Annotated in this window: 25 protein-coding genes, 1 other RNA gene and 1 pseudogene; 5 read left to right on the forward strand and 22 right to left on the reverse strand. The window is 39.9% G+C overall.

Annotation, left to right across the window (positions count from 1 at the left end):
* Positions 1 to 63: 63 nt before the first annotated feature.
* Positions 64 to 1236, reverse strand: a complete 1173-nt coding sequence (locus LF817_RS08170; protein ID WP_253935309.1) for an MFS transporter — start codon at positions 1234 to 1236, stop codon at positions 64 to 66.
* A 132-nt stretch (positions 1237 to 1368) separates the two neighbouring features.
* On the opposite strand from LF817_RS08170, the gene LF817_RS08175 reads away from it, so the two are divergent.
* On the forward strand, positions 1369 to 2127 hold the full coding sequence (locus LF817_RS08175) for a TrmB family transcriptional regulator (protein WP_253935310.1): 759 nt from the start codon (positions 1369 to 1371) through the stop codon (positions 2125 to 2127).
* Between the two features lie 47 nt (positions 2128 to 2174).
* Here LF817_RS08175 and LF817_RS08180 read toward each other — a convergent pair whose 3' ends face one another.
* The 6 genes and pseudogenes from LF817_RS08180 to LF817_RS08200 form a co-directional block, all read right to left on the reverse strand.
* The gene (locus tag LF817_RS08180) at positions 2175 to 2414 is read right to left on the reverse strand and encodes a hypothetical protein (RefSeq protein WP_253935311.1); all 240 of its coding nucleotides are present in this window, start codon (positions 2412 to 2414) and stop codon (positions 2175 to 2177) included.
* A 75-nt stretch (positions 2415 to 2489) separates the two neighbouring features.
* Positions 2490 to 3095, reverse strand: a complete 606-nt coding sequence (locus LF817_RS08185; RefSeq protein ID WP_253935312.1) for a serine/threonine-protein kinase — start codon at positions 3093 to 3095, stop codon at positions 2490 to 2492.
* A gap of 107 nt (positions 3096 to 3202) precedes the next feature.
* Positions 3203 to 3433 (reverse strand): PepSY domain-containing protein, encoded by a 231-nt coding sequence (locus LF817_RS08190; RefSeq protein WP_253935313.1) that lies wholly within the window; start codon positions 3431 to 3433, stop codon positions 3203 to 3205.
* 48 nt (positions 3434 to 3481) lie between these two features.
* On the reverse strand, positions 3482 to 3616 hold the full coding sequence (locus LF817_RS20190) for a hypothetical protein (protein ID WP_256558239.1): 135 nt from the start codon (positions 3614 to 3616) through the stop codon (positions 3482 to 3484).
* A 319-nt stretch (positions 3617 to 3935) separates the two neighbouring features.
* A complete protein-coding gene (locus LF817_RS08195) occupies positions 3936 to 4088 on the reverse strand; it encodes a small acid-soluble spore protein P (protein ID WP_253935314.1) in 153 nt (50 codons plus the stop codon).
* 84 nt (positions 4089 to 4172) lie between these two features.
* Positions 4173 to 4468: pseudogene (locus tag LF817_RS08200) on the reverse strand (response regulator); the annotation flags it as partial.
* A gap of 135 nt (positions 4469 to 4603) precedes the next feature.
* Between LF817_RS08200 and LF817_RS08205 the strand changes: the two are divergent.
* Entirely contained in the window at positions 4604 to 4996 is a 393-nt protein-coding gene (locus LF817_RS08205) for a hypothetical protein (RefSeq protein ID WP_253935315.1), read from the forward strand.
* 16 nt (positions 4997 to 5012) lie between these two features.
* Here the strand turns inward: LF817_RS08205 and LF817_RS08210 are convergent, their stop codons facing one another.
* Positions 5013 to 5219, reverse strand: a complete 207-nt coding sequence (locus LF817_RS08210; protein ID WP_253935316.1) for a YozQ family protein — start codon at positions 5217 to 5219, stop codon at positions 5013 to 5015.
* Positions 5220 to 5436: 217 nt separating this feature from the next.
* Between LF817_RS08210 and LF817_RS20195 the strand changes: the two genes are divergently transcribed.
* Positions 5437 to 5571, forward strand: a complete 135-nt coding sequence (locus tag LF817_RS20195) for a hypothetical protein (protein ID WP_256558241.1) — start codon at positions 5437 to 5439, stop codon at positions 5569 to 5571.
* A 22-nt stretch (positions 5572 to 5593) separates the two neighbouring features.
* Here the strand turns inward: LF817_RS20195 and hpaB are convergent, their stop codons facing one another.
* The 7 genes from hpaB to ilvD form a co-directional block, all read right to left on the reverse strand.
* Positions 5594 to 7030 (reverse strand): 4-hydroxyphenylacetate 3-monooxygenase, oxygenase component, encoded by a 1437-nt coding sequence (gene hpaB, locus LF817_RS08215; RefSeq protein ID WP_253935506.1) that lies wholly within the window; start codon positions 7028 to 7030, stop codon positions 5594 to 5596.
* 118 nt (positions 7031 to 7148) lie between these two features.
* Positions 7149 to 8441 carry an isocitrate lyase gene (aceA, locus tag LF817_RS08220; protein WP_253935317.1) on the reverse strand — a complete coding sequence of 431 codons (1293 nt, stop codon included), beginning with the start codon at positions 8439 to 8441 and terminating at the stop codon, positions 7149 to 7151.
* Positions 8442 to 8453: 12 nt separating this feature from the next.
* Complete coding sequence (aceB, locus tag LF817_RS08225; RefSeq protein WP_253935318.1) at positions 8454 to 10040, reverse strand: malate synthase A; 1587 nt, start codon at positions 10038 to 10040, stop codon at positions 8454 to 8456.
* Between the two features lie 68 nt (positions 10041 to 10108).
* The gene (locus tag LF817_RS20200; protein ID WP_256558242.1) at positions 10109 to 10234 is read right to left on the reverse strand and encodes a hypothetical protein; all 126 of its coding nucleotides are present in this window, start codon (positions 10232 to 10234) and stop codon (positions 10109 to 10111) included.
* Positions 10235 to 10302: 68 nt separating this feature from the next.
* Entirely contained in the window at positions 10303 to 10428 is a 126-nt protein-coding gene (locus LF817_RS20205) for a hypothetical protein (RefSeq protein WP_256558243.1), read from the reverse strand.
* A gap of 264 nt (positions 10429 to 10692) precedes the next feature.
* Positions 10693 to 11622, reverse strand: a complete 930-nt coding sequence (locus tag LF817_RS08230) for an aldo/keto reductase (protein WP_371925019.1) — start codon at positions 11620 to 11622, stop codon at positions 10693 to 10695.
* 1168 nt (positions 11623 to 12790) lie between these two features.
* Entirely contained in the window at positions 12791 to 14491 is a 1701-nt protein-coding gene (gene ilvD, locus LF817_RS08235; protein ID WP_253935320.1) for a dihydroxy-acid dehydratase, read from the reverse strand.
* 287 nt (positions 14492 to 14778) lie between these two features.
* Here ilvD and murB point away from each other — a divergent pair, with 287 nt between their 5' ends.
* Positions 14779 to 15702 (forward strand): UDP-N-acetylmuramate dehydrogenase, encoded by a 924-nt coding sequence (gene murB / locus LF817_RS08240; RefSeq protein ID WP_253935321.1) that lies wholly within the window; start codon positions 14779 to 14781, stop codon positions 15700 to 15702.
* A 112-nt stretch (positions 15703 to 15814) separates the two neighbouring features.
* Positions 15815 to 16090, forward strand: a complete 276-nt coding sequence (locus tag LF817_RS08245; RefSeq protein WP_253935322.1) for a hypothetical protein — start codon at positions 15815 to 15817, stop codon at positions 16088 to 16090.
* Between the two features lie 50 nt (positions 16091 to 16140).
* On the opposite strand, the gene glpK is transcribed toward LF817_RS08245, so the two are convergent.
* The 7 genes from glpK to smpB all read right to left on the reverse strand — a co-directional run bounded on the left by glpK (position 16141) and on the right by smpB (position 22750).
* Positions 16141 to 17634 (reverse strand): glycerol kinase GlpK, encoded by a 1494-nt coding sequence (gene glpK, locus LF817_RS08250; RefSeq protein WP_253935323.1) that lies wholly within the window; start codon positions 17632 to 17634, stop codon positions 16141 to 16143.
* 26 nt (positions 17635 to 17660) lie between these two features.
* Complete coding sequence (locus LF817_RS08255) at positions 17661 to 18491, reverse strand: MIP/aquaporin family protein (protein ID WP_253935324.1); 831 nt, start codon at positions 18489 to 18491, stop codon at positions 17661 to 17663.
* Positions 18492 to 18698: 207 nt separating this feature from the next.
* Positions 18699 to 18998, reverse strand: coding sequence for a hypothetical protein (locus tag LF817_RS08260; protein WP_253935325.1), 300 nt, complete (start codon positions 18996 to 18998; stop codon positions 18699 to 18701).
* Between the two features lie 83 nt (positions 18999 to 19081).
* Positions 19082 to 19231 carry a hypothetical protein gene (locus LF817_RS08265; RefSeq protein ID WP_253935326.1) on the reverse strand — a complete coding sequence of 50 codons (150 nt, stop codon included), beginning with the start codon at positions 19229 to 19231 and terminating at the stop codon, positions 19082 to 19084.
* A 292-nt stretch (positions 19232 to 19523) separates the two neighbouring features.
* Complete coding sequence (locus tag LF817_RS08270; protein ID WP_253935327.1) at positions 19524 to 21521, reverse strand: acyltransferase family protein; 1998 nt, start codon at positions 21519 to 21521, stop codon at positions 19524 to 19526.
* Positions 21522 to 21827: 306 nt separating this feature from the next.
* Positions 21828 to 22190: a transfer-messenger RNA gene (gene ssrA / locus LF817_RS08275) on the reverse strand.
* 95 nt (positions 22191 to 22285) lie between these two features.
* Positions 22286 to 22750 carry an SsrA-binding protein SmpB gene (gene smpB / locus LF817_RS08280; RefSeq protein ID WP_253935328.1) on the reverse strand — a complete coding sequence of 155 codons (465 nt, stop codon included), beginning with the start codon at positions 22748 to 22750 and terminating at the stop codon, positions 22286 to 22288.
* Positions 22751 to 22761 lie beyond the last annotated feature (11 nt).

Raw genomic sequence — 22761 nt, forward strand, 5'->3', positions numbered from 1 at the left:
TTCTGACAATAATGCAAGCCCTTTCATAAAAAAACAACCGGATTTTTCCGGTTGTTAATATCCCTACGAAGAATGTGACGTATTCGCAGAAACTACTCCACTTGACCTCGTAATTGAATAAACGGCTGTAACCAAAGCAAACAGAACAAAAACTCCGCCTACAGAAGCGTTATGGATCACCGATGACTGTTCAATCACTATAGCTCCAATTGTAGATCCAAATGCTATGCCAAAGTGTAAGGCTGAATTATTCAAACTTTGCTGAATATCTGAAGTCTCAGGCGCTGCAGCAATCAAGTAGCTTTGCTGAGCTGGGGTAATCGCCCAGCTTAACATGCTCCACATAACCATCACAATTAAAAACAGTGGTAACGAGAACGTGACAAATGGAATGATGAATATAGAAATGGCAAACGCAGTGATAATCACTGGAATACTGCGCTCAGCGCCCCATTTATCAGATATCAAACCTCCTGCTCCACCACCAAGTACAGCTGCGACTCCGAATATGAAATAGACTATACTGACCCAAGTTCCATCTAAGCCCATCGTCGTTTTTAAAAAAGGTGTTAAATATGCATATAAAGTTAAATGACCGGTTAGGAACAAAAAGGATGTCAACTGTGCAGTAAGAATTTTATTATCCTTCAACGTTCGGAGCTGCTGCCTTAAAGGCAGACCAGGTTTCGGTTCGATCTTTTCCAGAAATAAAGCTACTCCAACCATGGAAACGAGAGTAAGAATGGCAATTAACAGAAAAGGAGCGCGCCACCCAAACGCATTTCCTATTGTAAGTCCAATAGGCACCCCTAGCACTAATGATCCACTAATCCCCATATAAATGATACCAATCGCTCTTGCCTTGTACTCTTTCTGTACGATGGCTGAGGCCATTGTGATTCCTAAGACAACAAGAAGCGAACCACTAGCCGCTGAAATAATTCTGGCGATAAGTATAACGGAATAAGTAGGACTCCAAAAAGCCAGCAAATTCCCAAGGAAAAAAACAAATAATGCAACAAGAGTCAGTTGTTTTCTTTCATACTTCGCCGTTACTGTTAACAATAAAGGAGAGGCAATAGCGAAAACTAATGAGAAAATCGTTATCAACAACCCCGCTTGACCCAACGTAACTCCGAGGTCTTCCGCTATTAAGTCAAGGGTCCCTCCGATTATTAATTCTACAGTTCCAACTACAAACGAAACTATAGCGAGCATATATACTTTTTTATTCATTTAAAACTACTCCCTTTAATTAGGTTACCACTACAAAGGTAACCTAATTAAAGACTTTTGACAAGACATTTTACTGTTCAATTAAAAACATGTATTCTTACCTTAGAGTTTAGACGGAAGGAAGTTCAACTTATGCTGCAAAAATTCGGATTTACCCAGTATGAAAGCCAGGTGTTTGAAGTGTTGACAAGCAGTACTCTCCCTCTGGACGCTACATCTGTCGTAAAATACTCAGGTGTACCAAAATCTAAAGTTTATGAAGTCCTTAATCGACTCGCCGATAAAGGGCTGTTACTTATTACATTTCAAGAAAGAAAAAAGTTATATCACGCACTTCCGCTCGACACGACGATTGAGAAGCTTACGAAAGATTTCAACGAGAACATAAAAGATTTAAAAGAGAGAGAATATACTTTAAAACCTACAGACGACCGTGTATGGTCCTTACAGGATGGGAACAGTATTGACGCCCTTCTGAATGACAAATTAAAAGAAGCTCAGAAAACGATTTACCTTTCAGGATGGAATAACGATATAGAAGCTTTCCTCCCTCTTTTAGAAAAGAAAAAAAGCGAGGGTGTGGATGTCGAAGTGTTATCTGTAGGTAGTCTGAAGACTAAATTAGAGCCGCTGCACATATTACTGCCTGATGAGAAGCATGAAGCTTTGGAGCAGCACAGGTTGTTGATCATAGATCATAAAGACATTGTATTTGCAGGAGTAGAACAGGGGAACTGGCAGGGAATAACTACTGCATCAAGCCCTCTGGTAAAGTTTTTCATTGAGTTTTTCTACCATGATGTAGCATTGACAGAAATCACAAAGAAGTATGATGCTGTTCTGAAGCAGGACGAAGAGATTAAAGATATTCTTATGAAGTTAAGATATTAAAAAAAGGAGACCTCTTTTAGTTTGAACTAAAAAAGGTCTCCTCCCATTTACACTTTTTCCACAATGTACGCTTTCTTCTCTCGGAAGTATTTCTCTCCGTCGTTTGAAGAATGTTCAAAAAATCCGTCAAAAGCACCTGTGACTTTATATTGGCGTTCAGGATCTGTGAATAATTGGGACTCATTGTTCGATAAAACAACGACATCTGTTGTACTTACAAAACTGTCTAATTCTTTTGCAAGATAATTTTTCCCTACCTCAATATTGCTTAAACGATACTGTGACATGATTAAATTCCCGCCTTTCTTATCTTCATTACAGGACTGTTCCCATGAAAATAAAGGTTGAAACGTAGGAATTTTCTAAATGGGTAATAAACGCTTTCGGTATAGCCGTATAATTAATTCAAGGAAGATAGGAGCGAATCTTTTAGGGAAATATTTTTTCTGGTAATACGTAAAATAGGCTTTCTTTAGATCGGACCAGTGTGGACAATCTTTATCCTGGGTGAATCTGACGACATCAATAACTTTGATCTGATTATTATTTGTAAGCATGATGTTTTTTAAATGGATATCAGATGGGTTCAAGCCTTGTGATCTCGCGTAACCTAAAGCATCATCCACCATAGCTACCATGAGCGGGGTAATCGGGATACCAGCTACAAGGCACTCGTAGAATGTCATACCATTTAAATATTCAAGTACCAAATATCCTTCTCCGACTTCTACAAGTTCAGGATAATACTTATTGTGGGACAGTCTTTCATATACAGCCGCTTCTTGGTGAGCTAGCTGTTTAAATTCAGGATAAAAAACTTTCACAGCATAATCTGGTGAGCCTTCCATTCTAAATACTGCAGCACTTCTACCTTGACCAATCAAGGTGAATTCATTAGGTACTGTGTCTACTTTTTGATGAATAAAAAGGGTTTCTTCAACCAATTCTTTTATTGTTTTAGTATTCATGGTCATCCCCTCTGTCCTTAACCTAATATATAATTATTATACCAAATATTATCAAAATTCCTAAAACTTTCGACTTCAAAAATAAGAACTGCCAAAAGGCAGCTCCCTTAATCTTCATTCTGGTCCTTCTCAAATTCAATGATTTCGCCGTTTTCTCCATTTACTTTTACTTCATATTCCATGTTTCCATCTCTGAATTCAAGCTCATAGTGACCACCATCCAACTCGTCTTCCTTCAGGTCCCCCTCAGCTTCCTTTTTCGCAATAGATACAGCCTCTTCACGGTCGATCGTTACATTGAAATACTTCGATTGTTCATCATCCCGATCGACTTTCAATATCTCTGCAGTATTGGCATCAACTTCAATATTCTTCCCATCTTCATCCTAGATGTCTATCTCATAAGAAACTCGTTCTTCGTCTTCATCTTTTTCAATTTTTGTAACTTCTCCAGATATTTCTTCCTTTGCCGTCTCTTCTGCTTCTTTAGAACTTTTTTGTTCATTTGAAGAATGTAGCATTCGACGTTACTTCAATAGTTTTTTGAGCTATCGGTCAAGTCTCCAGCACTTATTGCTCCTCCCAATAAAACCGTTCCTACAATACCACCTGTTACTAATTTCTTTTTCAATGCTATCTCCTCCTTGGTTGTTAATTACACTATAACGACCAAAGATGGAACTTACCTAAAGTAAAATGAGAATAGGTTAAGAAGTTCATTTTATATGGTGGTGCATTAATTAAAATTTTAGTTCGTTAAGTACTTGCTCTCGACCAGCTACTCAGAAAAATCTCGAAAAAAACAGCCATGATGAAAAATAACCATGGCTGTTTTTTCTATTATAAATCGTGAGATGACTTACTGTTTTGCCGACTATGATTCGCTTGCTTCGATTTATGATTTCCTTTCATTGGATCGCCGTAAGGCTGGGATGGGCTTTTTGGCAGATTCGGATCTTCTTGTTGTTTAGGTCCTTTTGGCCGCACTGACATTAGATGACCTCCTTCCTATATCATAACTAGCATGTGAAAATGAGTTATAAATATCCCTTATCCCACTCACAAAAACACCTCCATTCTTGTATTATAGTCATTCGCTCCTAAATTTAGCCCGGACACTTTATCTTCCACCGAATCTTTAGCCGTGAGTAAAAGGATCGGAGTCCGATCATCATTTGATCTGATTCTCCTTAACAATTCAATCCCGCTGATCCCAGGAAACATGACATCTCATAGAAGCAAATCCCATTCATTGTCACGATATAATTGCAGAGCCTCTCTTCCATCAAAAGCTTTCGTTACTGAATACCCTTCGAATTCCAACTGGCGATTTTCATTTCGTCTTCAACTACTAGAATGGCAGGCTTGTTCAAAAGAACTCCTCCTTTTTTCGTCTTCTTTACCGTATATCAGCATGACGTGCTCAATTTTAGTATAGAGGAATCACTTGACACTGATAATCATTATCAATTAAAATGTGGATAACCAAAGCAAGAGAGGTGAATTTAATGAATCAACCTTTAATCGTTACTCAACCTTTTAGTCATGTTCAAAATGCAGCCTATGAAGAACTTAAGAAAACTATTCATTTTCATAAATTTGAAAAAATCAATTTAACAGATCCGCCACATTACATTGACCCAATGGGGTGGTATATCCCTTTAGCAAGCGACCGTTGCACGTTTAATTTATCGTCGGATACTCTCGATGAATATTATCGTAAGGGATTCATTACTACCTATGATGATTTAGTGTTAGAAAGAAATTACATTCAATATAAAATCAACCAATCACTCGATGATAATGCCAAAGAACAATTTGAATTATTAGCAGACAAATTGAATGATGTGAATCACTTGATCGATTCTTTTACAGAAAGCAAAAACCCCATCGCTTTTTAAGCGCGGGGTTCTTTGTTTACTTTTTTCGAAATGAAAGGTTATCTCCTTCATTACTTTTCAATTTACCGTCTTCGTCTACCTTGGCATCATATGTGCCTTCTGTTAATGTGTCCGTTACTTGTTCATGAGTTACAGCCAGCCCCTTGGACACGGAATCTTTCCTCTCGTAATCCTGAACGTCATACTTGCGATCACCAATTGTCTTTCCATTTTCCTTATTCATGATTGAACCCTCCTCTATCTATTTATTTGCATTTATCTTATGAATAAACATCTATATTTAAGTGGAAACTACAGTCATTCAATACATGGAGGATGGAGAAGAAATATTCGTGAAGCCCGTCCAATCTCTTATTGAATGATTGCTGAAAGAAATTTCTCATCACTAAGTGCAGCGTCAAGCTATCGAAAGAAAGAACAGCAATGAAGGTGGTGATACGATGAGCAAGAAAAGTAATGCAAATAAAAGCAAAAACCAAAAGACTGTAAGCCCCCAAGGACTGACTGAAGATATTGCAGATCAACAACCCCATTCACAATTAGAACAAAAAGCCAAGAAATCAAATAGAAAATAATAAGCTGACTTAATATGTCAGCTTATTTTTTTCCCATCATATTTTTCACAAAATCTTTGGCACATTCCATTTCATATGTTTGATAGATGGTTTGCGATAATCTCACCGGGTCCCCAAAAAAGAAGCGCTCATATAATGTCTGCCTTGATCCAAAAGAACTCATACAAAGATCAAATGCCAGACTGAAGAGCTGGACTCTCTGCTTCCCTTTCACCTCAAACCCTTGCATATAATAATCAAGTTTTTCACCTATCGCTGAATCAAATTGTTTTTCCTGCGGAAGGTTAATCATTCCGCTCGCCCCTAATAATTGAATAATTTCCGTAAATCGCGGATAATTTTCCTGAAACTGGTTAACAGCAACGTACAATGGAGTTCGGTCAGGAACCATCACGCCATTTTTATTTTTACGTGATTGAATTTCAGATACCAATAATAAAGCTTTTGAAGATTCTAATCCCTTTATAATTTCTGTAACTTTATTTTGAACGTGGGGATAATTCCCGATATTAATCGTATCAATGATAAGCTGCGCAATTCCTAAAATAAACTCTGTTTTTACAACCTGTCTGGAAACAATCTGGTGAAGCGCAAAAGGAACAAAGTTCCCATTCTTATAAAACTCGTTTGCCATGCGAATATTATTATAGAAAAAGACTCTTTCCCAGGGAACGAGTACATCATCGAAAAGAACAAGTGAATCCATTTCCTCAAAACGTGAACTGAGAGGGGAATTGAAATCTGTTCCATCACCGATCAATGGTTTCCTGCATACGAATCGCAATCCTTTAGTGTTACTCGGAATCGAAAAAGCGAAAGCATGTGATTCATCCTGGATGCCAGGTGCTGAAAAAACAATAATTTCATCCGTGATGCCGCCCTGCGTAGCTAATAATTTCGCTCCTCTAACGACAATTCCTTCTTCTGTCCTTTTTACAACCCTAGCATTTGTAGTGTCCTCTTCAAAGCAGGACAAAGAAGAACGGTTGTTTTGCGGATTGATGAAGGTGTGGGTAAAGGACAAATCATTCGAAGCCGCGTATTCATAAAAAGACTTTAAATGCTCAGGAAAACAATTCGGTTGATTTTTCAACAAGTGGACAGAGCTTGCAAAAGCAGCCAAAGCCGTATTCATATAGTCCGGGCTTCTTCCCATCAATCCTGCTGTATGTCTGGCCCATACCTGACTCATCTTGCGTCTTTTTTCAAGATCAGACCGCGATTTTGGAATTAAATACGAAGTCCCGAACTTTTCACCTTTTCCTTCTGACTGGTAATACATAATATCCTTTAAATGGTCCTGGTGCTGCAAGTCATATAACTCTGACTGACTTTTTATTACTCCTTTAAAAACAGGATGATCAGATATTTTTTCCTTAACGGTGTCTCCCTCGATCCAAACTTCCGTTTGAAGTTTGTTTATCCTATCTACATACTCCGCCCCTGTAACTATTGCCATAGGCACTCCCTGCTCTCCTAAAAATAGTTGAATACAGCAGTTTATGTTTAGGAGCGATAAAAGTGTCAAAGGACATGTAAACAAAAATTAAGCCCGCCTATCTGGCGGGCTTAAACTTTTATGATTTTACCGTTTCACTCTTAAATTGATCGGTTTCCGTTGAACCTTTCAATGCTGTAGTGGAAGAAGTTCCACCCGAAATGACTTGGGCAACTTCGTCAAAATATCCCGTTCCTACCTCACGTTGATGGCGGGTAGCAGAATAGCCATACTTCTCACTGTTAAATTCATCTTGCTGCAATTCTGAATAAGCTTCCATTCCGCGTTCTTTATATTGGCGTGCCAGTTCGAACATCCCATGATTTAAGGAATGGAAGCCGGCAAGAGTTACGAATTGGAATTTGTACCCCATTTCTCCTAATTTCTGCTGGAATAGTGCGATTGTTTCATCATCTAATTTACTCTTCCAGTTAAAAGATGGAGAACAATTATAGGCTAGCAATTTCCCAGGAAATTCTGAGTGGATAGCCTCGGCAAATTTCTGGGCCTCCTCCAAATTAGGTTCTGATGTTTCGCACCATACCAGGTCCGCATAAGGAGCATAAGCGAGACCTCTAGCAATCGCTTGATCAATACCGGCATTAGTCTTGTAAAAGCCTTCAGCCGTCCGCTCCCCAGTTATAAATTCATGATCGACCGGGTCTATATCACTAGTAATCAAATTGGCAGCATTTGCATCTGTACGGGCAATGATCAATGTCTGTACTCCCATTGTATCCGCTGCAAACCTAGCGGAAATCAGATTCCTAACGGCAGTTTGAGTAGGAAGAAGGACTTTACCGCCAAGGTGCCCGCATTTTTTCTCAGAAGACAATTGATCTTCGAAATGAACTGCTGCTGCTCCTGCTTCAATCATTCCTTTCATCAATTCGAAAACATTCAGTTGTCCTCCAAACCCTGCTTCGGCATCGGCAACAATTGGCGCGAACCAGTCGATATCTTCTTTTCCTTCCATGTAATGTATTTGGTCAGCTCTCTGAAGTGCTTGATTGATTCGTTTTACTACTTGAGGAACACTATTTGCGGGGTACAAACTTTGGTCAGGATACATATGTCCAGATAAATTAGCATCTGCAGCTACCTGCCAGCCACTCAAGTATATAGCTTTCAGCCCAGCTTTTACTTGCTGCATCGCCTGATTTCCAGTCAAAGCCCCAAGCGCGTGTACATAATCTTCTTCGTGGAGTAGTTTCCACAACTTTTCTGATCCTTTTTTTGCAAGCGTATGTTCAATATCCATCGAACCACGAAGGCGGATGACCTCCTCCGCATTATAAGGACGAGTAACCCCATTCCAGCGTTCTTTGTTTTCCCACTCATCGCGCAAATTCTCAATTCTTTCATTTCTCATTCGTAATCCCCCCTAAAGATATTTATAAGCTTTCAAAGTTAGAAACTCAGCAAATTCATCTTCTTCGATCAGTTCTTTAAATATCTGGGAAGCTTGATGGTAATGACCATTGTTATACTGTTGCTCCCCAACTACCTGCTTAATTTTCGCCATTTCCTCTTCTAAAATATCCTGCACTAGCTCTAAAGTAATGTCTTCTCCCTCGATTTTTCCTTGAGGGTGGCGAATCCAATGCCATACTTGAGCCCTTGATATTTCCGCAGTCGCTGCATCTTCCATAAGATTATGAATTGGTGCCGCTCCTTTCCCGCCGAGCCATGAGGCAATATAAAGAATACCTACATTGATATTCGTACGGAGACCATGTTCCGTTATTTCTCCTTCTGGCACTTCCACTAACTGCTCAGCAGTCACATGAACATCATTTCGCTTTTTAGATATTTGGTTCGCTTCCGGCATACCTGTGTTAAATACTTCCATCGCTGTCCCCACCATGCCCGGGTGGGCGACCCACGTCCCGTCGTGGCCATCCCTAACCTCACGATGCTTATCTGCCATCACTTTTTCGAACGCGGATTCATTTTTTTCAGGGTCGTTTTTAACAGGGATTTGTGCTGCCATGCCGCCCATCGCATGTATACCTCGCTTATGACACGTTTTAATAACGAGTTGAGAATACGCTCGCATAAACGGGACTTCCATCGTCACCTGGGATCTGTCCGGTAAGATCATGTTCGGATCCTGACGGAACATTTTCAAATAACTGAAAATATAATCCCACCTTCCACAATTCAGTCCAGCTGAATGTTCTTTCAACTCGTAGAGAATTTCATCCATTTCAAAAGCTGCCGGCAATGTTTCCAGTAAGACAGTCGCCTTAATAGTACCTTGAGGTATTTTCAAATAGTTTTGAGCCTCTATAAAAATTTCATTCCATAGTTTAGCTTCTTCGTGGTGTTCTAACTTTGGAAGATAAAAATAGGGACCAGATCCGTTTTTCATCAACGTTTTTGCATTGTGGAAAAAATATAACCCAAAATCAACAATGCTTGCTGAAATAGGTTCACCATTTACAGTTAAGTACTTTTCTACTAGGTGCCATCCTCGTGGACGGACCTTTAGTACAGCTGGGTTATCATTCAACTGGTACAGTTTTCCATCAGGGTTCTTGAAATCGATTTTTCGGTCTACTGCATCTCTTAAATTAACTTGGCCGTTCATGTTGTTTTCCCAACTTGGGGAGTTAGCATCTTCAAAGTCAGCCATGAATACTTTCGCTCCAGAGTTCAAACCATTGATCACCATTTTTCTATCTACAGGACCCGTTATTTCTACTCTACGATCTTTAAGGTCCTCAGGTATAGAAGCTACCCTCCAATCTCCTTCTCGTATACCTTTCGTGTCTTCTTTGAAATCAAGCTTTTGTCCTTCGTTCAACTGCTGTTGAATCTCAAGACGTCTGGTCAGCAGTTTCTTTCTTTTTGACTCGAATTTAGTATGAAGATGCTCTATAAACACTAGAGCATCTTCAGTTAAAATCTCCTCAAACTGTTTGTTCATTGAACCCTTGATTTGAATTCCCTTAGTTTCTGTTCTCATTTACAAACCACCCTTGTTATATATTAATAAGCCATTACACTTTATGTTATATAACAGATTTCACATAACTATTCTTCTGTTTTTGCAAGACAGCGATTACATTCCATCATATACGTGAAGTTGCTGCCTTCTACTTCTGTTCCACACTCCGGACAAGGTATCCCTGCAGTTCTTCTTGTTTGGTTGGTTTTCATTTTCTTTTCCTCCTCTTTTTATATGAGATTTAATATTTGCTTATTGTTATAAAACAGTTGTTACATAACTATTCTTCTGTTTTTGCAAGACAACGGTTACATTCCATCATATACGTGTAATTGCCACCTTCTACTTCTGTTCCACACTCCGGACAAGGTATCCCTACAGTTCTTCTTGTTTGGTTCGTTTTCATATTCTTCTCCTCCTCTTTTTATATAACAGATTAATTATTTACTAGCTGTTATAAAACAGTTTACGATTGATAATCTATAATTGCAACCCTAAATTTTAATTTTTTTGACAATTAATTCTAGAATGCAGTGATGGTGCGTTTTAAAGCAGTAAATTTTTTCAATAATTACATAGGTACTTGAAAATCGAGCCCATTACTATTCAATAAAAGAAAGACTCCATAATAAAAAGCCCGCCTGTAACAGAGGCGGGCCATATACATATATTACTTAAAAATTCCATCGATTTTTTTGATATCATCATTCGTCAATTCGACGTCTAAAGTACGCAGGTTATCTACGACTTGTTCTTTTCGTTTCGCTCCCGGAATGACAGCGTCCACTGACTCTCTGGTCAAGTACCACGCAAGCACGACATGAGCTGTTTCCACTCCTTTGGAATCTGCGATTTCCCGTACCCGTTCAACTTTTTCCAAGTTACGTTTGAATCGTTCTCCTTGGAATTCTGGATTTTTTGCACGAATATTATCAAAAGTTGTATTCTCATCATATTTTCCTGCAAGTAACCCAGAAGCCAATGGAAAATAAGGGACAAATGATATTTGATTGGCAGCTGTATAAGGCAGCATTTCCTTTTCAGCTTCCCGATTCAATAAATTGTATTCTGATTGTATAACATCGACATGACCATCTTTATTCGCTTCCTTCAATTGCTCTAAAGAAAAGTTGGAGACACCGATAGAACGAATTTTCCCTGCATCTTTTAAATCTTTCAAAGCTCCGACTGCTTCATCTTTTGGAGTCTCTTCATCAGGAAAGTGAATGTAAAATAAATCAATGTAGTCCGTTCCGAGGCGACGCAAACTTTGATCCACCGATTCCTTCAGAAAGTCTGGAGAATTGTTGAACACGACATCATCACCCTTGAATTGATGAGCTCCTTTTGTAGCAAGGACAATCTCATGTCGTCTTCCATATTCCTTCATTACTTGACCTACAAGTTCTTCAGAACGCTCCGGACCATAAATGAAAGCCGTATCAAGAAAGGTCATTCCATTCTCAAGTGCCGTTCTTACTACGCTTTTTCCCGCTTCTTCATCTAGATTCGGATAAATATTATGACCACCGACCGCATTCGTTCCTAACCCAATAGGATTTACTTCAATATTTGATTGTCCAAGAGTTGTCCGTTTCATCAAGAATCCATCCCTTTCATAAGTGTAAGTCACACAGTACCTTACCACAATATGGATATCTGAAACTACCCGGTAAATACAAGACTTAAATCTATTAAAAATAAAGATTATTTCACAATATGGCAGAATACTTTAATACTCAGATTCGAGATAACCTGGGTTCGTTGCCGCATTGAGATTTAGGTGTGGTTGGGAAGCTACTCGCTTTCCTGTGGGGGAAGTGGCGAGCTTCCTCGGGCTTTTCAGCCCTGTGGGATCTCGCCTACATCCTTTTCCCACGGGAGTCTCGCAGCTTCCCAACCACACCAATCGATAGGAGATGAACGAACCCCCTTATACAGTTCTTTGAATTATCTTTATCTCCGCCAACACATTCCTAAAATCCCTAACTTAAAACGGGACTGATCTAAGAAATGAGAAGCAGAAACTCCCTTGTACCAACGCTTGCAGAATAATTCAACCGGTTGTTTTTTAAAAAACTAACTATCCAATAGGCTTTTCATTTACATGAAAGTAAGCTAGAAATGAACCCGTTTTGCAAGAAGGAGCGTCTTCTTTATCCCTGTCCAGTGAGAATATTGTGCTCCACATCAAGGTGTTCAACATGGACCGCATGTTTATGACAATCAGCATACTAACATACTTGTTTGTTTTTTGATGAAGCGATTGTTTATGGGAATAAACCGCTCAATATCAAGCTTTTATCATAACTGTAGCGCAGCAGCATCTGTCATACTGAAATCGGCGTTTCCGTACCCCTTAATCATCGCAAAGAGCTCCGGGAAATCGCGAGACTCCTGTGGGAAGAGAGTGCTTGGTGAGACCCCGGAGAGCGAAGCTCGAGGAGGCTCACTGCGCTCCCACGGAAAGGGAGTGATTTCCCGGAGCTCTTCCCTCTGTTAAACATAGCGGAAACAACAGTCCAAGCATCTCGAAACTGAGTCTTCCACTAAAGGGAGCTTATATGATAATCAACATTGAAATTTAATAAAGGAAAAAACGAATAGACGACGCTTAAACGTTCCTCCACCTAAAAGCGAGTATTTTTCTATCTTCACGAAAATGTTTGAATTAAAGTTTTCCTCGTAAGTGATTCGCTTAAAAACCCTCAAGGAAATTTATTTTTTAAATAAAAAAGGGGGCCTCCTTATGAGGTCCCCTTGTAAGTTTATTCTTCAAGATCCGTAACTGCACCTTTAGCAGAAGAAGAGACGAGACGTGTATACTTCGCAAGCATACCTCTCTTATGTCTAGGTTCAGGTTGAACCCATTCTTTTCGCCGCTTATCAAGCTCATCGTCAGTAACATCGAAATTGATTTGCTGTGTTTCACTATCAATGGTAATAGTATCTCCTTCTTGCAGCAATCCGACTGGTCCGCCGACAAAGGCTTCTGGAGCTACGTGTCCAATGACAAACCCGTGCGATCCTCCTGAGAATCGGCCATCAGTCAATAAAGCCACTTTACCGCCCAGTCCTTTTCCTACGATCATTGCTGTAATGGAAAGCATTTCAGGCATCCCTGGTCCACCTTTAGGGCCGACATTACGAATAACGACGACATCGCCTTCTTTCACTTTGTTGTCCACAATAGCAGTGGTAGCTTCCGCTTCACTGTCGAATACGCGTGCCGGGCCTTCAAAGCGGCTTGCTTTTTGTCCGGACATTTTCGCTACAGCACCTTCAGGAGCAAGGTTACCGCGCAAGAGAACAAGTGGACCATTCGGTTTGATTGGCTCATCAAAAGGTACAATGACCTTCTGCCCTTCTTTTAACGGTTCCGCTTCCGCCAAGTTTTCAGCTAACGTTTTCCCAGTTACAGTCAAACAATCTCCGTGAAGAAGTCCTTGTTCGTGTAGCAGCTTCATGACAGCCGGAACTCCACCGCTCTCGTATAAATCCTGCATGACATATTTACCGCTCGGTTTCATATCTGCAATGTGAGGGACATTTTGACGCACTCGCTCAAAATCATCAAGCGATAGATCTACACCGGCAGAATGAGCCATTGCTGTTAAATGTAAAAATGCATTCGTGGACCCGCCTAAAGCCATGACTACAGTTATAGCATTTTCAAACGCTTGCTTTGTCATGATATCGCTTGGATAAATCTCTTCCTCAAGTAAATTAATGACCATTTCACCAGCTTGTTCACACTCTTTTTCTTTATAGTCGTTAACAGCTGGAGTTGAAGAAGAACCAGGAATACTCATTCCCAGTGCTTCAACAGCTGAAGCCATGGTATTCGCTGTGTACATTCCGCCGCATGCTCCAGCCCCAGGACACGCATGACACTCTACGTTGTGTAATTCTTCTTCATTTATATTTCCTTCATGATATTGCCCTACAGCTTCGAAGGAAGATACAATATCAATATCTTTCCCATTCAATTTTCCAGGCTGTATCGTGCCGCCATATACGTAAACGGCAGGAACATTCATCCGGCTGATGGCCATTAAGCATCCTGGTGTGGTTTTATCACATCCTCCAATTGCTACGACACCGTCCAGTCGTTCTGCGTTGGTGACCGTCTCAATTGAATCAGCGATAATCTCACGGCTCGGTAAGGAATAATGCATTCCTTCATGCCCCATCGCAATTCCGTCAGAAACGGTTATCGTACTAAAAATCATTGGAGCACCGCCATTATTGGCGGCACCAGATTTTGCATGCCGGGCCAAATCATCTATATGTACGTTACATGGTGTTACCTCGCTCCATGTGCTCGCAATACCGATCATTGGTTTCTTGAAATCTTCATCCTTAAATCCTACAGCTCGCAGCATCGAACGGTTAGGGACTCGGTTCACACCTTCACTGATGACTTTACTTCTGATTCTCAAGTCTTTTTTCTCGTCCACTATTCTCATCCTTCCTTATATGAAATGCATGGTTTAATTTGAATAAAAACATCCACTTACAATGATGATACAGATTTACGACAGGGTTCGCAATCAATTTTCTGAATATAAGGAACTTTCCTGTTAATATAGCGCTTTCAAAACAAATGTAACTTTTTTCAAAAAATCCATATAATATAATAAATTGCATATACTTGCTCTTTTATATACTTAAAATTTGTTAAAATGCTTTGATTCCTCCGCTTTTTGTTATACACTTCAATAATGAAGATAACTATTTTATAGGAATGGTGTGCATGAATAACAAACAAAAAATTTACGATACGTTATTAGAATTAGTGAAAAAAGATAATGTAAAAGTTGATGAATTACTAAAAAATCATTTATATACGAAGCTTGGAGGCAGAGCGGATTTTTTCATAACACCTACCAGTTTTGAAGAGATTCAAAAAGTCGTGAAATTTTCAAATGAAGAAAATATCCCTTTTATGCTGCTAGGAAATGGTTCGAACTTGATCATTAAAGACGGAGGAATCCGCGGAATCATTATAAGCTTGAAACAGCTGAACGACATCTCAACAGACGGAACAACTGTAGTTGCTCAAAGCGGTGCAAGAATCATTGACGCTTCTTACCATGCCTTAAATGAAAAGTTATCGGGTCTGGAATTTGCCTGCGGCATCCCCGGGACTGTCGGAGGGGCTTTATACATGAACGCTGGTGCTTACGGTGGAGAGATCAAAGACGTGCTTGACTACGCATATGTGATTGATAAACACGGTGAATTAGTCAAACGCCTCGCTTCCGACCTGGAACTCGACTATCGAACGAGTAATATCGAAAAAAATAAGGACATCGTCATTGAAGCCACATTCAGCTTGAAGCCTGCTAAGTATGAGGACATTAAAGAGGTAATGGATGACCTGACTTATAAAAGAGAATCAAAACAACCTTTAGAATATCCATCATGCGGAAGTGTTTTTAAAAGGCCACCAGGCTATTTTGCTGGAAAACTTATTCAGGATAGCCAGTTACAAGGTGCAACGATCGGCGGAGCGGAAGTATCTACTAAGCATGCTGGTTTCATTGTGAATAAAAATAACGCAACGACATCCGACTATATTTCTTTGATTGAACACGTCCAAAAGACAGTCAAAGAAAAATTCGGAGTTGATTTGGAGAGAGAAGTACGGATTATCGGCGAAGACCTTCCTTCATAATTAAAATACCCATTCCTTTGCAAGGGAATGGGTATTTTTATGTCCAATGTCAGTCAACCACCCTTTCTTTTATCCATCCTGCTCATAGTATAAATAAAAGGGGGGATTTTGATTGACTGCTTACGATAATTACAAAAAAATATATGAACTGGAAGAGGAAGTTACACGATTAAAAGAACAGCTTCAGCAGAACTCTAATAGTGTTGGAGGAAGCAATACTTCCAAAGAAGAAGATAGTAATACCGACCATTTACTTTTCTTGATCGTATTTTTGGTTTTATATAACCTGGACTCCAACACAGTTTTTAGTCTTCTCAACAATAATAATGACTTACTAGGGGAAGCATCAAAACTATTTGACACTCTAATAGATACTGACACCATCTAATTACCCGTTTTAAAAAGAGCAGCCGATACCATCGACTGCTCTTTCGTCTATTATTTAAATTCCCTTGTAGCAGCTACCGCTTTCTTCCATCCGCCATATAACTTTTCTTGTTCTGACTCTTCCATATCATTTTCAAACGTTTTTTCCACATTCCATTGCTTTGCTATTTCCTCTTTGTCTTTCCAATATCCCACGGCCAGCCCAGCTAAATAAGCGGCACCTAGAGCTGTTGTTTCTTGTATGACCGGGCGTTCTACTGGTACTCCAAGAATGTCACTTTGGAACTGCATCAAGAAATTATTTTTTACTGCCCCGCCATCGACTCTCAATGTCTTTAAGTCGATTTCAGAGTCTGCGATCATTGCATCCAATACGTCCTTAGTCTGATATGCCAATGATTCCAGCGTAGCACGGACGACATGGTCCTTCGATGTCCCTCGCGTTAAACCGAACATAGCTCCTCTAGCATCACTATCCCAATATGGAGTTCCTAGTCCGACAAAAGCCGGAACCAAATATACACCATCCGTGGATTCAACGTTAAGGGCATGCTTTTCACTTGCTGGAGCGCTTTCAATTAAATTCAAACCATCACGCAGCCACTGAATAGCAGAACCGGCAACAAATATACTTCCTTCAAGAGCATATTCAACCTTACCATCAACACCCCAGGCTAAGGTTGTCAACAATCCTCGTTCAGATTTCACACCTTCTTTACCTGTATTCATTAACATGAAGCAGCCTGTACCGTACGTATTTTTAGCCATTCCTTTTTCGAAGCATGCCTGTCCAAATAAAGCAGCCTGCTGGTCACCTGCAATACCGGCAATTGGTACTTCATGGCCGAAGAAATGATAGTCTACGGTATTCGCATACACTTCAGAAGACTGCTTCACTTCAGGGAGCATGCTTTTAGGAACAGTTAAAATATCCAATAATTCCTCATCCCACTTCAAATCATATATATTAAACATGAGAGTACGAGAAGCATTTGAGTAATCCGTGATGTGCGTCTTACCTCCGGAGAGCTTATAAACGATCCACGTATCCATCGTACCGAACAAAAGCTCACCTTTGTCTGCTTTTTCTCGTGCTCCTTCAACGTTATCCAGAATCCATTTCACTTTCGTGCCTGAGAAATATGGGTCAAGCAGCAATCCGGTTTTTTCGTTGAATAGATCATTATGTCCTTGAGAGCGGAGCTCCTTACAAATATCTTCAGTTTGGCGTGACTGCCATACAATTGCTTTATATATCGGTTTGCCTGTATTTTTGTCCCAAACAACCGCTGTTTCTCTTTGGTTGGTTATTCCTATACCAGCTATTTGTTCAGGATCGACATCTGACTTTCGCAGTACATCGGCAATACAAGCAAGAACAGACGTCCAAATCTCATTGGCATCATGCTCTACCCAGCCAGGTTTCGGGAAAAATTGCTCAAACTCCTTTTGACCGGTTTCTACGATTTCTCCTGCTTCATTAAACAGAATGGCTCTTGAACTTGTTGTCCCCTGATCGATAGATAGAATAAATTTTTCACTCATAAAAATTCTCCTCCATTATTATATATTTAGACTACTTTTTCTTCGATTTGATCGGCTGGTGTATGATCTTTTTTAAGCTCTGATGAAGCTGCTCCTAGTAGAATACCAGCAACGATAATACTCATCACCCAAAACAGCGCACTAAAGTTCCCTAGGAACAGGGCATTGTAAAATACAGCACCATAAATTCCTCCAAGAATCGGTCCTACAATCGGAATCCATGCATATCCCCAGTCGGATCCGCCTTTACCTGGAATAGGAAGAAGGGCGTGTGCAATTCTTGGTCCCAAATCTCGCGCAGGGTTAATCGCATAACCAGTAGCGCCGCCTAAGGACATCCCAATCGCTATAATCAATGCACCGACAATAAGCGGGTTCAAACCGTCAGTAAATTCATTCGCACCAATGAATAGTAAACCCATTAATAAAACAAACGTTCCGACCATTTCACTGACTAAGTTTGAAAAAGGACTTCTTACTGCAGGGTCGGTTGAAAACACTGCTAATTTCGCTCCTTGATCTTTTGTTTTCTTCCAATGTGGTAAGTAGTTGAAAAATACGATAACTCCTCCAATGAAAGCTCCAATCATTTGAGCGGTAACGTACAGAGGAACTTTAGCCCATTCAAATTCGCCGATAGCTGCAAATCCTATGGTCACTGCCGGGTTGATATGCGCACCAGAAAAATTACCTACTGCATATACACCCATCGCAACTGCTAGTCCCCATCCGATCGTGATGACGACCCATCCGGCCCCTTCAGCTTTAGAATCCTTTAGTACGACTCCTCCGACGACTCCTCCCCCGAAAATAATGAGAATCATCGTCCCGATCAATTCTGCAGCAAATTCCGACATGATTTTTTTCTCCTCCTTTTTCCCAGTCAACTATGTTACTACAAAAAAGACCCACACTAAATTAAAGTACTCCGCGCATATGCAGTACTAAATCTCGTGTGAGTCTCCGTATCTCCGTCACATAGTTAACTTGTTGTAATCAATTTAACTCATTTTGAAAACGCTGTCAATAGTAAGTAGATTATAAGGAATCGTGGAATGTTCTAATCAAGAATTTTTTAGTAATTTTGTAAGCTTTGTATATTGAGCTCGAATTTCACTCATTTGATTTTTCAATTCCTGGACTTGATTATTAAATTTGTAAACTTCATGTACAAGATTGTCTGACCTTTCAGCATTCCTAACATTATATTTCTGATCAATAGTTTCACTACCTTTAATGAGTGATTCTGTTTCAATGCTCTTCTCTTCTGCTATGCCTTGAGAGCTATCTGTACTCTCTAAACCCTCAATTAAATTGGATGCAAAATCGACTATACTATTCAGTTGAAAATTATCGTTTTTCACCTTTATTTACTCCTTTTTTATATAAACTATAAAAGCCCTAAAGAAGCTTAATTTTCAGCTTCTTTGAGGACTTGAGAATATTTTTATGCTGCTGGTCTAATAGTACCCAGAATACTTTTAATCGCATTAATTAGAATTTGTTTTTGTTCATCAGAACCTAGAAGCAGCGCTACTACCAACGCTAGCAGCAATAGCAGAATAATTACAATTGCAGCCAAAGAATTTAAAAGCATCTACATCTCCCTCCCTCTATCTTTTATTAGAAGACGTCTCTTAAATAACATATGCTGTCCTGTAGATAGGGTATAGTTATATCACCCTATCTTAGGATTAATAGAGGAAGACGACTATAAAAATAATAGAAAGTATCAAACAAAGGACTAGCTCTAATCATATAAAAAAGACATGAACAAGCCTATCCCAGTAAAAGATAGCACTTAATTCATGCCTTTATTATAAGTAAGAGTCAATTTTACAATGGTTAGTTCCCATTGTTGTAAATTGCTTTCTACTGATTCTCACCCACTATTCATCTAAACTTTCCAGCGCTTCAGTAAGTGGTTCTCTTAAAGGTTCAGCTAACGTTCTTGAGTACAAATTAGTAAGATGATGCTGATCACGATAAACGACAACATTTCCAATTACAGAATGACATGTTTCATCGTCACAAAAATACTCTGATAAATCAGCGAATGTCACATTATTCGGTATGCCCTCTGTGTTTTCCCACGGCGTCACATCGGGAAGTCCCTCCTCGCGTGAGATAGAACATTCTTCCACTGATTTTGTTTCAATGCACGAAGGTATTTTCTCTTTCATTCTTGGATTATCACGGATTGCAAATACTTCCGTTACCCCTTCTAACTTCTCCCATTGTTCGATGTATCCTTGTGGCACCTTATTTCCACGGTTCACCGTCGCTGTGCCGAACACTAAATCCGGCGGATCTTCTCGAAGTGGTTCTATCACTTTCTCATTCCACTCCATACATGATTCGTTCATAGCTCCGTCAAAATTATCGGTAGTGAACCGACAACCATCTTTATTATATACATCGATCTGGAAGTCCATTTCTTCAGATAGTTCATCCAACGCAGGGAACCAGTGACCCGTATGGGACCCTCCTACCAGCGCAATGGTATATTCAGGGTTCTCCGTTTCACCGAAAGAACAATAGCTCACCTCTGTCCCCTCTATACCAGTGAAGCATCCATCTTCCGTATAAAAATCAGGAAGATTACTTTCTGCATCTTCTGTATTAGAAATTGGCTCGACACCAGAAGGGGGGTCTGTATCTTCATGTATAGCAAGGGCACCCGGATATTCTTCCTCACTATACTCCCCACTGAGTTCATCCTGCACTTGCTCAGCATAAGCCCCCCATGAAAAGTAGACAACGAGTACAGGTAGCATTAATGAGAACAATATTGCCGTAAGCTTAAGCTTCGATTGTTTAATGTTCATTCTGCGGACTGGTGTTTCAAGTATTCTGACTGACAAAATAGACAGTATCAGTGTTAATAGCAAAATTGCCATACCCGCTGGTATCGAGGCTTTATCGGTGCCGAAATAAGCATAATAGAAGATAAGAAGCGGCCAATGCCATAAATAAAAGCCGTAAGAAATACTGCCGAAATAAAGAAATGGTTTTGAACCTAATAACCTTTCAACTCCGAAGCGGCTGCCTTTCTCAGCTGAAATGATCACTAGAATAACCCCGGTCGTTGGCAGCAGGGCCGCATAGCCTGGAAAAACACTGGATACGGGCAAAATAATTCCAGTCAAGCAGACGATCGCAAGGCCGAGCCAGCCTATGACAATACTTATGGATTTATTAATATTAACGTAAGGGATCAATAATGCTAAAATTCCTCCAAGACTGAATTCCCAAACACGAGCGAAAGTGTCAAAATATGCCCATGGCTGGTTAGCAGAAGTAATGTAGATCGAATAAATAATAGAAATAGTGAAAATGACGATTAGAACACCTAAGAGAGTTTTCCTGACAGGTGTTTTCAATATTTTTCTCGCCAGGTAGTACGCCAAGAATATAATAATCGGCCAAGTCACATAAAATTGCCCCTGGATCGAAAGCGCCCAAAAATGTTGAAACGGACTGGCATCATTATTTTGAGCCAAGTAATCGACCGCACTCGTAGCTAACTGCCAGTTCTGGAAGTAGAAAGCCGAAGCAAACGTCTCGGCTATAATTTGTTCCCACTGAGATTGCGGCATAATGAAAATAGACAACAGTGCCGTAACCAGGATGACAATGAAAGCAATCGGAAAAAGTCTTCTAGCCAATCCTAAGAGGTATTCCAGTATGTTAATTTTACCCTCTCTTACCATTCGCGATAATAAAGAGGTCGTAATTAAGTAGCCTGACACAATGAAAAAAACATCGACCCCGCCGGATACGGAGCCTAACCAAATATGATATACCGCTACTAATAATGCCGCAACAGCTCTTATACCTTCTATTTCAGGGCGGAACCTTTTCTCTGGTGCTGTTAAATCATTCATATTCACATCTCCATTGCAATAAATTCATTTAATTAGCCGATTTTATATACGACAAATTCATATGTTGAGGTCTTTTGAATACAGGTTTATCATTTCAAATAAATCCGTACAAACCCTATTTTATCTTAAGATTATAGGTAACGCTAAAATAAAATAACTATATCCCTGTATAAGGTTCGCTATACTTCTTCATTTTTTTATGGTAGCTCAAAACTTTTATTAATTGAGTTCGTTAAAGATTATTGTCGGGATCAACTGGTGTTGGAAACATTTAAAATTAGACATAAAAAAACCACCAATATGTATTGGTGGAGACGGTGGGAGTCGAACCCACGTCCGGAGATATCGGCACTCGGGCTTCTACAAGCTTAGTTGATATATTATATTTCGCTTACTCTTCTGCCTATCAACAGGCTTCCGAGCAGCTAACCTGATTAGTCTCTTCGTCCTTCCTCAGGTGGTGGAAGAACGCGTAGCTCGCTTCAGTTTGAGACCCTTCGATCTGGCACACGAGCGATGCCAGGAAGGATCAGCTATAGACTACTTACGCAGCTACAGCTAGGTTATCGTTAGATTCGCCAGTTATTTTAGGCAAATGACGTTGTACGAGTCGTCGCCTCGACCTGCAACCCGAGCTCAAACTATCCCCGTCGAATCCGTAACGTCCCCGTTAGGATTAAAATAGATAGTATAAAACTCATCTGAAACATCACTTTCGCGACAAAAACTATTATAACATAGTCACTTAAAAAATCAAGCCGGCATTATTTAAGGCTTTCTTTAATGGCACGGTCGATTTCACGATTGACTTGTTTGCGTTTCAAGTCTTCCCGCTTATCATACTTCTTCTTCCCTCGGCCTAATCCGATCAATACTTTAGCGACACCGTTCTTGATATACATTTTCAGAGGGACTAATGCATAACCTTTTTGCTGGGTAGCTCCAATCAGTTGGTTGATTTGTTTACGATGAAGCAGCAGTTTGCGGCTTCTAGTGGGGTCGTGATTGTAAATGTTACCCTGCTCGTAATGGGAAATATGCATATTGTGAATATAAACTTCTCCGTCTTTTATTCTGGCAAAGCTCTCTTTCAAGTTAACCCTTCCGGCACGAATTGCTTTAATTTCCGTTCCTTGCAGAACGATGCCTGCTTCAAACGTTTCTTCTATAAAATAATCGTGACCCGCTTTTTTATTTTGTGCTATTGTTTTCCCATGACCTCTTGGCATAACTTCTTCCT

It is taken from the genome of Halobacillus sp. A1, assembly GCF_024189295.1.
In the GTDB taxonomy this organism is placed as follows: Bacteria; Bacillota; Bacilli; order Bacillales; family Halobacillaceae; genus Halobacillus_A.